The sequence below is a fragment of the Rhodococcus sp. 06-418-5 genome, assembly GCF_002258285.1.
Taxonomy (GTDB): domain Bacteria; phylum Actinomycetota; class Actinomycetes; order Mycobacteriales; family Mycobacteriaceae; genus Rhodococcoides.
Map to the genome: position 1 here is coordinate 1 of NZ_NOYE01000016.1, position 14,456 is coordinate 14,456.

Below are 14,456 nucleotides of genomic sequence, written 5' to 3' on the forward strand. Positions count from 1 at the left end.
CGGGTCGGGTGGGCGGCAGGAGCGCGACGCCGATCAGGCCTGCGGCGGGCACGAGAGCACCGAGTACGAACACGGCCGTCGGACTCGCCGCGAAAATAACCAGACCCAGTGGCAGCGTGACCATCTGAGCCAGAGCGACGGCGATCCCCTGCGCACCCGTGGCCCGGCCGAGCAGCGCTGTCGGAGCGAGCTCGGCGACGATGGCCGCGCCGGCAACCGTCAACATTCCGAAACCGGTGCCCCGCAGCGCGGACACCGCCAGCGCCGGTACGGCATCGACGGAGACGATGAACAGCAGGGCGGGCAACCCGAGAAGCAGACACCCGGCGGCCAGAACCGCGCGGTGGCCGACTCGCATCAACATGCTCGGCACGAACAGCTGAGTGATCACCGTCGTGGCCATGAAGATCGCGGTGCTGGCCGCTGCCACCGCGTCCGATGATCCGGACTGGGACACCGCGAGGGGAACCACCGGGAGCAGTAATCCCCAGCCGCCGAACGATGCCGCGCCCATCGCCATCGCGGCCGGAAGACCACGGACGGAGCTCAGGCCGTTCAACGCACGAGCGCCGATCGACCGGTCACAGACTTCCCTTGGTGGACAGCACACCGGTCACGCGAGGGTCGTACTCGGTGGCCTGGCGCAATGCCCGAGCCACGGCCTTGAACTCGGCCTCGGTGATGTGATGCTGATCCCGGCCGTAGATCACCCGCACGTGCAGCGCGATCCGAGCGTTCGAGGCCAGCGTCTCGAACACGTGCTTGTTGATCACCGTGGAGTACGGAACGCCCGGGTAGCCGCCGATGACGGAGTGCACCATGTAATCGGGCTCACCGGTGTGCACGCAGTACGGACGACCGGACACGTCGACCGCCGCATGCACCAGTGTTTCGTCCATCGGGATGAACGAATCGCCGAACCGAGTGATGCCGGCCTTGTCACCGAGGGCCTGGCCGAGAGCCTGGCCGAGCACGATCGCGGTGTCCTCCACGGTGTGGTGCGCCTCGATCTCGATGTCGCCCTTCGCCCGCACGGTCAGGTCGAACCGAGCGTGGGTTCCGAGCGCGGTGAGCATGTGGTCGTAGAACGGCACACCGGTGGAGATGTCGACGATGCCGGTGCCGTCGAGGTTCAGCTCCACCGAGATGTCGGATTCCTTGGTGGTGCGCTCGATCTTGGCGATGCGGGGAGCGGGTGTGGTCACTTCGGTGCCTCTGCTGTTTCGGTCGATGCGAGTGCTGCGCTGACGGTGAGGAATCGGTCGTTCTCGTGCGCCAATCCGATGGTGACGCGCAGATAGCCGGGAATCCCGACGTCCCGGATGAGCACGCCGTCGTCCAGGTACCGCTGCCAGGTCGCGGCCGCATCGGCGAACCGGCCGAAGAGCAGGAAGTTGGCGTCGGACGGCACCACCTCGTAACCCTGGTCTCCCAGAGCCGCTGCCACCCGATCTCGTTCGGCGGAGAGCTCGGCCACGCTCCCGAGAGTGTCCGAGGCGTGCCGCAACGCAGCCCGTGCAGCCGCCTGCGTGACGACCGAGAGGTGATAGGGCAAGCGCACCAACAACATTGCGTCGACTACGGCCGGGGCAGCCACCAGATATCCCAACCGACCACCGGCGAACGCGAACGCCTTGCTCATGGTTCGGCTGACCACGATCTTGCCGGGGTAGCTCTCGATCAGCCCGATGGCACTGGGAGCGGAGGAGAATTCCGCGTAGGCCTCGTCGACCACCACGATTCCCGGTGCGGCATCGAGGATTCGGCGTAGATCCGCCTCGTCGATGCTGTGGCCCGTCGGATTGTTGGGGCTGGTGACGAACACGACGTCGGGCCTGCGTTCTTCGATCGCACCGACGGCGTAGTCGACGTCCAGAGAGAAATCTGCCCGACGCTTGGCCGGAATCCATTCGGTCTGCGTCCCGGAGGAGATGATCGGGTGCATCGAGTACGACGGCACGAATCCGAGCGCGGTGCGATCCGGTCCCCCGAAGGCCTGCAGCAACTGCTGCAGAATCTCGTTGGAGCCGTTGGCCGCCCACACGTTGGCGGTGTCGACGGCGAAGCCGGTCTGCTCGGTGAGGTATCGAGCCAGGTCGGCCCGCAGCGCTTCGGCATCGCGATCGGGGTAGCGATGCAGCTGCCCGGCGGCGAGCCGAACGGAGTCGGCTACATCGTCGATCAATGCCTGCGTCGGCGGGTGCGGATTTTCGTTGGTGTTCAACTGAACCGGCACGGTGAGCTGCGGCGCGCCGTAAGGTAATTTGCCGATCAGCGCCTCGCGCAGCGGGAGGTCGTCCAGCGAGATCGACTGTCCCAAAGCATCACTCATGACGCATCACCGGTACGCAACCCTTCGAACCGCAGCCGCACCGCCTCGCCGTGGGCCGGTAGATCCTCGGCGTTGGCGAGCGCAATGACATGCGCCGCGACGTCTTTCAGGGCGGCTTCGCTGTAGTCGACCACGTGGATACCGCGAAGGAACGTCTGCACACTCAGGCCGGACGAGTGGCGCGCGCATCCTGCCGTCGGCAGTACGTGATTGGAACCGGCGCAGTAGTCGCCGAGGCTCACCGGCGACCACGCTCCGACGAACACGGCACCGGCGCTGCGCACCCGGGCTGCGACGTCGGATGCGTCCTTCGTCTGGATCTCGAGGTGCTCGGCGGCGTAGGCGTTGACCACGGCCAATCCCTGCGTGACATCGTCGACCAGCACGATGCCGGACTGGCTGCCGTTCAGCGCGGTGGCCACCCGCTCGGCATGCCGCGTCGATGCCATCTGTGCGTTGACGGCCTGGTCCACGGCATCGGCCAGTTCGATACTGTCGGTGACCAACACGCTGGCCGCCATGACGTCGTGTTCGGCCTGGCTGATGAGGTCAGCTGCCACGTGAACGGGGTCCGCGGTGGCGTCGGCGAGGATCGCGATCTCGGTCGGCCCTGCCTCGGAGTCGATTCCGACGAGCGAGCGGCACAGTCGTTTGGCGGCGGTGACGTAGATGTTGCCGGGACCGGTGATGAGATCGACCGGTGCCAACTCGCCGCCGTCGGTGTCGACGCCACCGTAGGTGAGCAGCGCGACACCCTGGCCGCCGCCGACCGCCCAGACCTCGTCGACGCCGAGCAGCTGGGCCGCGGCCAAGATCGTCGGGTGCGGCAGTCCGCCGAAGTTCTTCTGCGGCGGCGACGCCACCACCAGAGATCCGACGCCTGCGATCTGCGCGGGCACCACGTTCATCACGACCGACGACGGATACACGGCGTTACCGCCGGGCACGTACAACCCGACGCGATCGACCGGGATCCAGCGTTCGGTCACCGTTCCGCCGGGCACCACCTGTGTGGTGTGGTCGGTTCGGCGCTGATCGGAGTGCACCAGACGGGTTCGTTCGATGGCGACCTCGAGGGCGGCTCGAACATCCGAATCGAGCTCGGCGAGGGCCTTGACCAGCTCTTCCTGCGGGACGCGAACGCGATCCGGCCGGACGCCGTCGAACTTCTCACTGAACTCGAGCGCAGCCTCGGTGCCGCGTTCTCGGACGGCGTCGACGACAGGGCGAACCTGATGCAGCACCGAATCGACATCCACTCCGCCTCGGGGAAGTGCGCCGCGTAGTTCGGCGGTGGATGGAGTTCGTCCGCGTAGATCGACGCGGGCGAGCTCGATGCGGGCAGGCATAGTGGGCCCCTTCGTGAAGTCGGTTCGGTGCCGGGGTTCGGTCGAAACAGTGTGGTTCGAACACCCAGGATAGTTCCACCGAATTCGGCTCAGCCCCGCACGTCCCACAGATGATGGATGGGGTCGTGAATGTAGTAGGCGGCCAGTGACTCGACCGAGAAGTTCGATCCATCACTTCGTCGACCGGTCCGCTGCCGGTTCTCCGGCGGAACGGCAGCGAAATCGTCCGCGAGGGCGCGCGCAGCGTCACCGAGTTCGGATGCGACCTTCGCTGGGTCCTGGGCGTTGTAGTTCTCGGCCAGCGCCGTGGCGTCCTGGTCCCAGTTGGCGAACTCGGGATCGTCTTCGGCCAACACCAACGCCAGCCGGGTGCGGAAGATGCGGTGCGCGTCACGTACGTGCGCGGCGTACTCGAGTGCGGACCACGTCGAGTCGTCGGGGCGCAGTGCTGCGTCGTTGCGCTGCAGCACCGTCTCCCAACGCTCGACGTCGGCGCGGATGAGGTCCGGGATGTCGTCGTACACGACGGCGCTCGAGTCGAACCCGCAGTCCGGGCACGCTCGCTCGAGTACCCAGGTCCAGTTCTTGGTATCGGGATCGATCGGCATGCCGGTCAGAATAGATTCGGGTCAGGCGTAGCGAGCAGCGAGGTTGTGCAGCGTGCTCGTGATGCCCTGCGCGTTCTTCTGCGGCATCTTGAACAGCTCGAGCATTTTCGGGACCTTGGCGGTGCCGTACTTGAAGCTCTCGGTGACCGTGGTCAGGCCCGGCTGCTTCTCCTCGAACTCCCAGCGCCAGCTGTGCCCCATCGGATGCTGCCACTCGACGACCTTGTGCCGATCGGCGTCGACGAACTCGGTGACGGTGCTGGTGATCTTGTAGGGCACGCCGTACTGCTTCATGCCGACGGAGAATTTCGCACCGGTGCTGAGTCGATCGGGACCGCGCACGGTGTCCTTGACGGTGCCGGATCCGTCGAGCTCGCCGTGCCGCTTCGGATCGGCCACCATGTCGAACAGTTCGGACGCCGGTGCCCGCACCTCGGTCTGACGGGTGACGTGCTGCGGGCCTGTGTCGATGGTTCTGATGTCTGCCATGTCCGCGGTCTACCCCACAGCGCCCGGTTCGACACACCTACCGGGCCGAATCGGAGTTGACGGCCGTAGTTCAATGAACCCATGTCCTGGTCAGTGTGGCTCGCCTTTCTCGGCGCGAGCATCGTCATCAGTCTCTCCCCCGGCGCCGGTGCCATCGCGTCGATGTCCACCGGGCTCCGCTACGGCCTGCGCCGCGGATACTGGAACATCTTCGGGCTGCAGATCGGTCTGCTGATTCAGATCGGTGTCGTCGCCGTCGGACTGGGAGCCGTTCTGGCGAGCTCGACGCTGGCCTTCTCCGTCATCAAATGGTTCGGCGTCGCATACCTGGTCTACCTCGGAGTTCGACAGTGGCGGGCAGCCCCGACCGAGGTCGCCGACGCCCCGGCAGTAGCCGACCGTGGCACGACGATGCTCGCCCGAGGCTTCCTCGTCAACGCCAGCAACCCGAAAGCCGTCGTCTTCATGGTCGCGGTGCTCCCCCAGTTCCTCGATCCGACACGGCCTCTCGTCGTCCAGTACCTGCTGATCGCCGCCACGATGGTCGCGGTCGACATGCTCGTGATGACGGGGTACACCTCGCTGGCGTCGCGGGTGTTGCGCTTGATGAAATCCCAGCGTCAACAGAAGACGATGAATCGCACGTTCGCCGGGCTGTTCTTTGCCGCCGCAACGTTTCTGGCGACCGTCCGGCGGGTGACTCCGTGAGGAAATATCGCGTGATCATGAAGAATGCCCTCGGCGGCGACCCGATTCCACTGGGACTGTTCGACACGCTTCTGGAGGCCAACACCTGGATCCAGGACGTCGGCAAACGGGACGAGCACGAACTGGGCACCTATTCCGTCGAAGTTGTCGACGAGTGAGCGGACGGTGTCCGTGTTCGAGTGGTGACACGTTCGATGCCTGTTGCGAGCCGTATCTGCGCGGGGATGCGAGCGCGCCGACGGCGGAGAAGCTGATGCGATCGCGATTCACCGCGTTCGCCGTCGGCGATGTGGCCTATCTTCGCGCGTCGTGGCATCCCGACACCGCACCGGCCGAGCTGGAATTGGACCCCGACCAGCGGTGGTATCGACTCGACATTCTCGCAACCGACGCCGGTGGCATGTTCGACGACGCGGGAACGGTCGAGTTCCGCGCTCGGTACAAGCATCCCGACGGGGCGGGCTCGATGAGTGAGGTCAGCCGATTCGCCCGCATCGACGGCCGGTGGCGCTACCTCGACGGGATCGTCTCGCGTTAGAGGTTGCGCAGCTTGGTCGGTCGGTTGCCCGAGGTGCGACGCGCTTCCTGCTTTTCCTTGATGCGTTCGGCATCCTTGCGCACCTGAATCTGGGTGCGACGCTCGCGAACGAGCCACTGGGGCGGGCTGGCGACGAGTTCGTCGATTGCCTCGGTGGTCAGCGCTTCGGTGACACCGCCGCGGGCCAGCCCCGCGATGGACACGCCGAGCTTCTTGGCGATGACGTCGCGGGGGAAGGGGCCGTTGGTCTGCAGGTCGGTCAACCACTGCGGCGGATCGCTGCGCAGTGCGTCCAGGTCGGACCGGCTGATCATCGAGTTCTGGAATTCTTCGGGTGCTGCGGGAAGGTAGATGCCGAGCTTGTTCGCCGCGGTCAATGGCTTCATGGTCTGCTGTTTGTTCTCCGGGCTCACCGGACCAGCTTATCCGGCCGTCGGCGCTCTCGACGCCACCGTCCCTCACTGCCCTCCTCGTCCCATAGGCTCGACATCGTGAACATCGATGTGCAGACACTGCGCTGGTACGCGGCGGTGGCGCAGCAACTGCATTTCGCGCGCGCTGCTCGGTCGCTCGGAATCTCGCGGATCCGCTTGAGCAAGACGATCGTGGAACTCGAGGAACAGCTCGGCGTCGACCTGTTCGTGCCCGGGGCATCCCCCACCGAGCTCACCGCCGAAGGCCGCGATCTGCTCGAGCGGGCGCTGGTGGAGATCGCCGCGGACGATCGGCTCTCGGAGCTCGCGCAGGTCGCTGCGGCAGAGCCGACGACCTTCACCATCGGATACGCCGAAGGCGTGACGCTGACGAAGTGGACACGCATCTGGGCGGATCGGTTCCCCGACGTCACGCTGTCCGTGGTGGCGACGACGCCGCAGACACAGGTGTCGGCCCTGCGCGACGGAACGGTCGATGTGAGCTTCGTTCGTCCGCCGATCGATCGCGATGGGCTCAACGCGATCGGTCTGTACCAGGAAGTGCAGGTGGTGGTGGTCCCGAAAGACCACGCGGTCGCCGCATTCGATTCGGTCACCGCGACCGATCTCGCCGACGAGCATCTGCTCGCCGAACCAGCGACCGTGCCCGAATGGGCAGCGGTGGCAACCGAACTCGTGTCCGGGAATCGACCGGAACTGCCGCCGATGAATTCCGTTGCCGAGACGTTCGAGTACGTGGCCGCCGGGCTCGGGGTGGCGATCGTGCCGCACTCGGTCGCCCGATTCAATGCCCGCAAGGACCTCGTCTACCGCCCGGTGACCGATGTCGAGCAGTCACAGATTGCACTGGCCTGGGTCGCCGAACGCGAGGACGACCGCATCGAGGAATTCATCGGTATCGTCCGCGGCCGCTCGACCCGCAGTTCACGCGGACCGTCGGACGAGGCACCGGTCAAGAAGAAGAAAGCGCACCCCTCCAAACCCGCTCGCCCCGTTGCCAAGACGAAGACGAACGCCCGACGCAGCGGGAAGCGTCGCTGACGTCTGCATCTCGCTCCGCCCCGAATCCATGAGAACGTGTGTTCGAAAGTGTGTCGGTGGGTCGCGATAGATTTAGTGCATGCTTTCGGGGGACGGCGGATCAGGGGTGGACGGCATCGAGACGGTGCCGCCCGCCCCTGAGGTGTCCGATCCCGACTTGTCGGCGCTGGTCGACCGGGTCGAGTCCGCGATCGCGGAATTAGCGGAACAGGCGTCGGTGTCGTGGTCGAACGCGGACCGGCGCGCGGTGGTTCAACGGATGGAAACGGCGACGAGATCCCTGACGGCGTATTCGTACACCTGGCTCAACGAGCTGATCTCTCAGCACGGCCTCGATGTGTATCCGGGATCGGTGCCGTCGTCGGTGGCGTGGATGCTGCGGATCACCCCACGAGCAGCAGGAGCACGGGTCCGTCTGGCGGCCGAGTTGGGTGATCGCACCGCCTTCTCCGGTGAAGTGCTGCCGCCGTTGCTGCCGCACACCGCGGGAGCGTTGCGGGCGGGGTTGCTCGATGCCAAGCATGTGCAGATGATCCGCGAATTCTTCCGCCATCTGCCCCGGGATGTCGATCCGCAGACCCGCGAGCTCGCCGACGAGCAACTGGCGGGCTACGCCTCGACCAGGCGACCCGACGATTTCGCACCGTTGGTGGCGCACCTGGATTCGATCCTCAACCCCGACGGCGACCACGACGAAGACGAAGACGAGGACGGAAAGCCGAGGCCACGGAAGCGGCGGGATGCGTTCTTCTATCTCGGTGAGCAGGGTGCCGACGGAATGTCCGAAGGAAAATTCTGCGTCGACCCCGAACTACGGGCCTACCTCGAAGCCCTGTTCTCCAAAGCCGCGAAACCGGGCGTCAACAACCCCGCCGACCCGACATCGGTCGTGCACGACGAGACCGGCGGCAAGGACAGCACGAGCCCCGGGGCTGCGAGCGACGGTGCGCGTCCCGATCCTGCAGCAGCCGAACCGGATTCGGCCACATCCGGTGGTGTCTTCGATACCGACATCCCACCGCTACCGGAGCCGGACGACCGTTCGACGAGCGATGCGGGACTGTGGAGCGATGCGGGACTGTGGAACGACGGTTCATTCGACGGCGACGATCCCTGCGACGGTGACGGCCGGTGCGGTGACGGCCTCGACTGTGGTTGCGGCACAAGGCCCGACGGCACCATCGAACCAGAGGACACTGCTGAGCCTGGCGACACAACCGACCCGGACGACGCAACCGATCCCGACGACGCCGTCGGATCCGACACCGACGACGCACCGGACACCGCAGCACGCGACGCTGCCGCCGCGCGGGATATCCGCACCCAACGCGAACGCCAACACGACGCCCTCAAACTCGCGCTCCGGCAGACCCTCGCCTCCGGCACCCTTGGCACACATCGCGGCCTACCCGTCACCGCCATCGTCACCATGACTCTGAAAGACCTCGAAGCCGGCTGCGGTTACGCGATGACCGCCACCGGATCACGGGTGTCGATCCGCGATGCGATCCGCATGGCCTCCCACGCCCACCACTACCTGACCATCTTCGACGACCACGGCCGAGCCCTGTACCTCGGCCGATCCAAACGCATCGCCTCCGCCGACCAACGCATCGTGCTCATCGCCCGCGACCGAGGCTGCAGTTTCCCCTCCTGCACCCGCCCCGCAACGTGGTGCCAAGCCCACCACGTCACCGACTGGAACACCGGCGGCTACACCGACATCGACTCCCTCACCTTCGGCTGCGACATGCACCACGCACTCGTCGGCACCGGACCCGGCAAGTGGGCCACCACCAAAACCGGAGCGGGACACAGGTACCCGGGCCGCACCCTGTGGCACCCACCGGCGGGGATGGACCCCAAGCGGCGCGGACTCATCAACCACGCACACCACCCAGAAGAAGTCCTCTACCCACCCGACCAGCACGACGATGCAGGCGATGAGGAACCACGACAACCCGCCTGACGACCCACACCGCCGTCAGGGCACAGCCCTGCCTACACCCGCGTCGGGATCTTTCAGCGAACCAGGTGACGCTGTCGATTGCGAATCAGAACAGCTGTTCCGAGTCCCACAGACATCAACAGAAGCGGTGCGGCGATGACAAGGGAAGCGTCGATGGCCAGAAACAGAATGAGAAGCAACGCGGCTGCCAGGAAATAGAATGCTGCGAAACGTGGAGTCCACAGGACGGAGTCCATTCCCACCTCCTTGCGCGTACGAACTACGTGTCGTTACCGAAGGTAACTGAAGGGAGCCGGGAGCACTAGAGGCCCAGGCCCCGCAGTCGGTCGATTTCACGACGATCGCGCTTGGTGGGCCTGCCTGCCCCTCGATCACGCCTCGGTACGGAAGCCAGAACTTCTTTCGGTGGCGGCGGCGGACTGCGATCGATCAAGCACTCGGGAACGACCGCTGCGCCTACTCGTTTGGTGATGGCCCGCACCACGACGACGATCTTCTCGACTCCGTCGGCCCGCAGTCTGATCTCGTCGTCCGGGCCGATGCGATGCCCGGGTTTGGCGGGAGTTCCGTTGACGCGGACGTGCCCGCCGCGGCAGGCAGCAGCCGCGGCAGACCGCGTCTTGAACAACCGAACCGCCCAGATCCAACTGTCGAGGCGGACGCTCTGAACTTCCATCTTCGAAAGAATTCCTCACATTGCGAGGCTCGACTACATGTCCAGGCCGAGGTCGAGCACTGTCACCGAGTGTGTCAGACCGCCAACCGCAAGGAAGTCGACCCCCGTACGCGCGTAGTCCCGTGCCACGTCGACGGTCAGGCCACCCGAGGATTCCAGCTTCGTCTGCGGCGCGAACGTGTCTCGGCGCTGCACCGCCATCTGTGTCTGCCAGAGCGGAAAGTTGTCCAACAGAACCAGTTCGACGTTCTCCGCCAGTACCTGGTCGAGTTGCTCGAGGCTGTCTACCTCGACCTCGCATGCGATGTCGGGAGCCGCAGCCCGCACTGCGTTCAACGCAGCGACGACCGAACCGGCTGCCGCCACGTGATTGTCCTTGATGAGCGCGGCATCTCCCAGACCCATCCGGTGATTGACGCCCCCGCCGGCGCGAACGGCGTACTTCTGCAGTGAACGCAGTCCCGGCAACGTCTTTCGGCTGTCCCGGATCTTGCACTCGGTGTCGGCGACCTCGGCGACCCAGCCGGCCGTCGCGGTGGCGATTCCCGAAAGATGACAGACGATGTTGAGCATCGTGCGTTCGGCAGTGAGCAGACCTCGAGTCGGGGCTTCGACCGTCAGAACGGCCTGTCCCGGTTCGACCTCGGATCCATCCTCGATGCGATGCACGACGGAGTATCCGCCGCTTCCGATCACCTCGTCGAGAACCAGGAGGCCGACATCGATTCCGGCCACCGTGCCGAATTGGCGCGAGACCACCGACGCCGTGGCGACGGCGTCCTCGGGAACCGTTGCCAGCGTGGTGATGTCGGGTCCGTATCGCAGGTCCTCGTCGAGGGCGGTCCTGATCAGCGCGAGAACCTCGTCTCGGTCGACGCCCGGGTTCACCTCGTTCGGGGAATCGGTCATGTCAACGTGCTCCCGTCATCACATCGTCGTTCACTATCGTCAACCGTCCATCGAGATCTCGTTCGACGAACAGACTGCGGCGCTGCGCCGGATCGCTCTCCGGCGCATCGCGTCGGGTATGACACCCTCTGCTCTCGCGCCGCTCGGACGCGGTCAGCACGATCACCTCCGCCGCAGCGGTCAACGCTGCGTCCTCGACCGCGCGCGCATCCACGGGCGGTTCCGATACCACGCCGTGCTCCAGAACACGTTGCGCTGCAGCAAGACCCGGTGCATCCCGTACGACGCCGACCTCGGCGGTCATGGTGCGCTGCAGCACCGCGCGGTCGATACGGCGGTAGGTGGGCAGTGCGATATCCGAGATGCTGCCGGTGCGGCCGACCCGTTCGGCAGCCACGTAGGCCGCACGCTCACCGACGACGAGACCCTCGAGCAGACTGTTCGACGCCAACCTGTTGGCACCGTGCAAGCCGGTGCGCGCCACTTCGCCCGCGGCCAGCAAGCCGGGAACCGAGGTACGTCCGGCCGTATCCGTCGCCACGCCCCCGCACGAATAGTGCGCTGCCGGTGCCACCGGAATCAGGTCCGTCGCCGGATCGAAGCCGGCCTCCAGGCACGAGGCGGTCACGGTCGGGAACCGTTCGTGGACGCGTTCGACCGTGCGGGCGTCCAGCAGTACGTGGTCGTCACCGCTGCTGTGCAGCAATTCGGCGATGGCGCGGGACACCACGTCGCGTGGCGCGAGATCACCGAGCGGGTGCACCTCCGCCATGAACGCACGACCGGTGACGTCGACCAAGCGGGCTCCCTCTCCTCGCACTGCCTCGCTGATCAACGGGCGGCGGCCCGTCGACCCGGCGGCGAACAGAACCGTCGGATGGAACTGCACGAACTCCAGATCCGCGATCCGCGCACCGGCGTCGAGTGCGAGTGCAATGCCGTCGGCCGTCGCGCCGGGCGGGTTGGTGCTGCACGAGAAGAGCTGCCCCAGTCCGCCGGTGGCGAGCAGCACCGTCGGGCAATGAACGACGCCGACGCCGCGAGGTCCACGCACGAGGAGACCGACAACCTCACCGTCGGTGGTCAGCACCCGCAGCGCGGTCGTGTCGAACTGCACCGTGGGCACCGACGCGTCCAGCGTGCGCTGCACCTCGGCCCCGGTCGCATCTCCCCCGGCGTGAACGATGCGACGAACGCTGTGGCCACCCTCGCGGGTCCGTGCCACCTCGCCGTCAGCTGCCAGGTCGAACTGCGCGCCCGCAGCCTCGAGCGAGGTGATCGCCGCGCGTCCGCCGGACACGATGGAGCGCACCGCGTCCTCGTCGCACAAACCGGCACCGGCAACACAGGTGTCGGCCACATGCGATTCGATCGAGTCCTCGAGCTCGGGACCGACGACCGCAATTCCACCCTGGGCGTACTGCGTTGCGGTGTCGGTGGACTGTCCCTTGCTGACGGTCACCACCCGCAGGCCGCGGGCCGTCGCGGTGCGCGCCGCGGTGAGTCCGGCAATTCCACCGCCGACGACGACCAGATCGGCCGCGGTTTCCCACGCGACCGATGGATTCACTCGCCGCCGCCCGGGGTGCCGATCTCGATCATCCGCTGCACCGACTTGCTCGCGATGTGCGCGGTCTCGAGGTCGACGTGCACCTCGTCGCGTCCTTCGACCAGGCAGCGCAGCAGAGCCGCAGGGGTGATCATCTTCATGTAGCCGCACGATGCGCGGTCGTTCACAGCGAGGAAGTCGACCTCGGGTGCAGCCATCCGCAGCTGATGCAACATGCCGATCTCGGTGGCGACGAGAACCTGCTTGGACGCCGTGGTGCGCGCAGCGTCGAGCATGCCGCCGGTGGAGAGAATCTTCACCTTGTCCGCCGGTACGAATCCCTCGCCTGCGAGGTACAGAGCCGAAGTGGCGCAGCCGCATTCGGGGTGGACGTACAGTTCTGCGTCCGGGTGGGTGCGAGACTTCTCGGCCAACTCGTCGCCGTTGATACCGGCGTGCACGTGGCATTCTCCGGCCCAGATGTGCAGGTTCTCGCGTCCGGTGACGCGCTTGACGTGCGCGCCGAGGAACTGATCGGGCAGGAACAGGATGTCGCGGCCCGGATCGATCGACTCGACCACCTCGACGGCGTTCGACGAGGTGCAGCAGATGTCGGTCAGCGCTTTGATCTCGGCGGTGGTGTTGACGTACGAGACGACGACGGCCTCCGGGAAATCCGCCTTCCATTCGCGGAGTTGCTCTGCGGTGATGGAATCCGCGAGGGAGCAACCGGCGCGCTGGTCGGGGATGAGGACCGTCTTCTGCGGGCTCAGGATCTTCGCGGTCTCGGCCATGAAGTGGACGCCGCAGAACACGATCGTGTCCTCGGACACCTCGGCGGCGATGCGCGAGAGTGCGAGCGAGTCACCGACATGATCGGCGACATCCTGGATCGCAGGCAGTTGGTAGTTGTGTGCGAGCAGCGTCGCACCACGCAGATCGGCGAGCCGTCGGACCTCGGCGGCCCATTCCGGCGTCGCCTCGACTCCCCCGTAGCCACCGGCTCCGTCGACGATGTCGCGAACTCCGGCGAATGCCGAGTCCAGGGTGTTCACCCGGGTAGCGCTGCTGGTCATGACGGTTCTCCTTCACCGATCATCCGGTCGTCGGTGACCGAATTTCCTCCGAGGGAGTTTTCGACCTATGATCGAAAACATGATTCATCGTAGCACCGTCCACGAAGTCCTCATTGCGGTGTTCCAAGTTCGAACCTTTTCCGACCCCGATGCCCCGGAATTGGCGGTACTGCTGTGGCAGCGCGCGCTCGATCCCGAGGCCGGGACCTGGTCGCTGCCCGGAGGCACCCTGCGCGACGACGAGAACCTCGCCACCTCCGCTCGGCGTCAGCTCGCGGAAAAGGTCGACGTGCGCTCGGTGGCACACCTCGAGCAACTGTCCGTCTTCAGCGAACCCGAACGTGTGCCGGGAGATCGGCGGATCGCGTCGACCTTCCTGGGCCTGGTGCCGATCTCGGCCGAGCCGACACTCCCCTCCGACACGGCATGGCACCCGGTTTCCGCACTGCCCCACATGTCGTTCGATCACGGAACCGTCGTCGCGCACGCGAGACATCGACTGGTCGCGAAACTCTCGTACACCAACATCGGATTCGCACTCGCGCCGGTCGATTTCGCGATCTCCTCGCTGCGCGAGATCTACGGTGCCGCACTCGGATATCAGGTCGACGCCACCAATCTGCAGCGCGTACTGAGCAGGCGTGGTGTCATCGAACCCACCGGACGACGCGCGCCGTCGGGCAAGGCAGGTGGACGACCGCCTGCACTGTTCCGCTTTGCCGACAACAGCATTCGAGTCACCGACGAGTTCGCCGCATTGCGCCCACCGCAGACGTGA

General features: G+C 66.0%; 18 protein-coding genes. 6 read left to right on the forward strand and 12 right to left on the reverse strand.

The features are described from left to right. From CH274_RS12250 to CH274_RS12275, 6 genes are all read right to left on the reverse strand, one after another. Positions 1-520 (reverse strand): MFS transporter (locus tag CH274_RS12250; protein WP_143546589.1); only part of this gene is annotated, 520 nt, incomplete at its 3' end. A gap of 61 nt (positions 521-581) precedes the next feature. After that, positions 582-1,205, reverse strand: coding sequence for an imidazoleglycerol-phosphate dehydratase HisB (gene hisB, locus CH274_RS12255; RefSeq protein ID WP_032394340.1), 624 nt, complete (start codon positions 1,203-1,205; stop codon positions 582-584). Then, the gene (locus CH274_RS12260; protein WP_094657607.1) at positions 1,202-2,332 is read right to left on the reverse strand and encodes a histidinol-phosphate transaminase; all 1,131 of its coding nucleotides are present in this window, start codon (positions 2,330-2,332) and stop codon (positions 1,202-1,204) included. Before CH274_RS12260 ends, hisB begins: the two co-directional genes overlap by 4 nt. Continuing rightward, complete coding sequence (gene hisD, locus CH274_RS12265; RefSeq protein WP_094647753.1) at positions 2,329-3,681, reverse strand: histidinol dehydrogenase; 1,353 nt, start codon at positions 3,679-3,681, stop codon at positions 2,329-2,331. The genes CH274_RS12260 and hisD overlap by 4 nt, the downstream gene beginning before the upstream one ends. An 89-nt stretch (positions 3,682-3,770) precedes the next feature. Next, positions 3,771-4,289, reverse strand: coding sequence for a DinB family protein (locus tag CH274_RS12270; protein WP_094657608.1), 519 nt, complete (start codon positions 4,287-4,289; stop codon positions 3,771-3,773). Between the two features lie 21 nt (positions 4,290-4,310). Beyond that, positions 4,311-4,778, reverse strand: a complete 468-nt coding sequence (locus tag CH274_RS12275; protein WP_032394344.1) for an SRPBCC family protein — start codon at positions 4,776-4,778, stop codon at positions 4,311-4,313. A gap of 81 nt (positions 4,779-4,859) precedes the next feature. Between CH274_RS12275 and rhtB the strand changes: the two genes are divergently transcribed. The 3 genes from rhtB to CH274_RS12285 are packed head-to-tail and all read left to right on the forward strand — an operon-like array spanning position 4,860 to position 6,024. Further along, a complete protein-coding gene (gene rhtB, locus CH274_RS12280; RefSeq protein WP_032394345.1) occupies positions 4,860-5,486 on the forward strand; it encodes a homoserine/homoserine lactone efflux protein in 627 nt (208 codons plus the stop codon). A gap of 11 nt (positions 5,487-5,497) precedes the next feature. After that, a complete protein-coding gene (locus CH274_RS29175; protein WP_155290785.1) occupies positions 5,498-5,644 on the forward strand; it encodes a hypothetical protein in 147 nt (48 codons plus the stop codon). Then, positions 5,641-6,024: a YchJ family protein gene (locus CH274_RS12285; protein WP_045194964.1), complete on the forward strand. Its 384-nt coding sequence runs from the start codon at positions 5,641-5,643 to the stop codon at positions 6,022-6,024. The genes CH274_RS29175 and CH274_RS12285 overlap by 4 nt, the downstream gene beginning before the upstream one ends. Here the strand turns inward: CH274_RS12285 and CH274_RS12290 are convergent. Then, on the reverse strand, positions 6,021-6,437 hold the full coding sequence (locus tag CH274_RS12290) for a DUF5997 family protein (RefSeq protein ID WP_032394347.1): 417 nt from the start codon (positions 6,435-6,437) through the stop codon (positions 6,021-6,023). The genes CH274_RS12285 and CH274_RS12290 overlap by 4 nt on opposite strands. 78 nt (positions 6,438-6,515) lie before the next feature. On the opposite strand from CH274_RS12290, the gene CH274_RS12295 reads away from it, so the two are divergent. Then, positions 6,516-7,499, forward strand: a complete 984-nt coding sequence (locus CH274_RS12295) for a LysR family transcriptional regulator (RefSeq protein ID WP_094657609.1) — start codon at positions 6,516-6,518, stop codon at positions 7,497-7,499. A 79-nt stretch (positions 7,500-7,578) separates the two neighbouring features. Next, positions 7,579-9,468, forward strand: a complete 1,890-nt coding sequence (locus CH274_RS12300) for an HNH endonuclease signature motif containing protein (RefSeq protein WP_094657610.1) — start codon at positions 7,579-7,581, stop codon at positions 9,466-9,468. Between the two features lie 53 nt (positions 9,469-9,521). Here CH274_RS12300 and CH274_RS12305 read toward each other — a convergent pair whose 3' ends face one another. The 5 genes from CH274_RS12305 to nadA all read right to left on the reverse strand — a co-directional run bounded on the left by CH274_RS12305 (position 9,522) and on the right by nadA (position 13,678). Beyond that, on the reverse strand, positions 9,522-9,704 hold the full coding sequence (locus CH274_RS12305; protein WP_094657611.1) for a hypothetical protein: 183 nt from the start codon (positions 9,702-9,704) through the stop codon (positions 9,522-9,524). A gap of 65 nt (positions 9,705-9,769) precedes the next feature. Continuing rightward, positions 9,770-10,144, reverse strand: a complete 375-nt coding sequence (locus CH274_RS12310; protein ID WP_032394350.1) for an RNA-binding S4 domain-containing protein — start codon at positions 10,142-10,144, stop codon at positions 9,770-9,772. A gap of 33 nt (positions 10,145-10,177) precedes the next feature. Continuing rightward, complete coding sequence (gene nadC, locus CH274_RS12315; RefSeq protein WP_094657612.1) at positions 10,178-11,053, reverse strand: carboxylating nicotinate-nucleotide diphosphorylase; 876 nt, start codon at positions 11,051-11,053, stop codon at positions 10,178-10,180. A 1-nt stretch (position 11,054) separates the two neighbouring features. Then, entirely contained in the window at positions 11,055-12,623 is a 1,569-nt protein-coding gene (locus tag CH274_RS12320; RefSeq protein WP_094657613.1) for an L-aspartate oxidase, read from the reverse strand. Next, entirely contained in the window at positions 12,620-13,678 is a 1,059-nt protein-coding gene (gene nadA, locus CH274_RS12325; RefSeq protein WP_052049319.1) for a quinolinate synthase NadA, read from the reverse strand. The genes CH274_RS12320 and nadA overlap by 4 nt, the downstream gene beginning before the upstream one ends. Before the next feature lie 79 nt (positions 13,679-13,757). Between nadA and CH274_RS12330 the strand changes: the two genes are divergently transcribed. Further along, the gene (locus tag CH274_RS12330; protein WP_032394685.1) at positions 13,758-14,456 is read left to right on the forward strand and encodes an NUDIX hydrolase; all 699 of its coding nucleotides are present in this window, start codon (positions 13,758-13,760) and stop codon (positions 14,454-14,456) included.

Excerpts from the sequence above, each read along its gene's own strand:
- CH274_RS12260 (WP_094657607.1), bottom strand. The coding sequence starts at position 2,332 with ATGAGTGATGCTTTGGGACAGTCGATCTCGCTGGACGACCTCCCGCTG.
- hisD (WP_094647753.1), bottom strand. The coding sequence starts at position 3,681 with ATGCCTGCCCGCATCGAGCTCGCCCGCGTCGATCTACGCGGACGAACT.
- CH274_RS12270 (WP_094657608.1), bottom strand. The coding sequence starts at position 4,289 with ATGCCGATCGATCCCGATACCAAGAACTGGACCTGGGTACTCGAGCGA.
- CH274_RS12275 (WP_032394344.1), bottom strand. The coding sequence starts at position 4,778 with ATGGCAGACATCAGAACCATCGACACAGGCCCGCAGCACGTCACCCGT.
- rhtB (WP_032394345.1), top strand. The coding sequence starts at position 4,860 with ATGTCCTGGTCAGTGTGGCTCGCCTTTCTCGGCGCGAGCATCGTCATC.
- CH274_RS12300 (WP_094657610.1), top strand. The coding sequence starts at position 7,579 with ATGCTTTCGGGGGACGGCGGATCAGGGGTGGACGGCATCGAGACGGTG.
- CH274_RS12305 (WP_094657611.1), bottom strand. The coding sequence starts at position 9,704 with ATGGACTCCGTCCTGTGGACTCCACGTTTCGCAGCATTCTATTTCCTG.
- CH274_RS12310 (WP_032394350.1), bottom strand. The coding sequence starts at position 10,144 with ATGGAAGTTCAGAGCGTCCGCCTCGACAGTTGGATCTGGGCGGTTCGG.
- nadC (WP_094657612.1), bottom strand. The coding sequence starts at position 11,053 with ATGACCGATTCCCCGAACGAGGTGAACCCGGGCGTCGACCGAGACGAG.
- nadA (WP_052049319.1), bottom strand. The coding sequence starts at position 13,678 with ATGACCAGCAGCGCTACCCGGGTGAACACCCTGGACTCGGCATTCGCC.
- CH274_RS12330 (WP_032394685.1), top strand. The coding sequence starts at position 13,758 with ATGATTCATCGTAGCACCGTCCACGAAGTCCTCATTGCGGTGTTCCAA.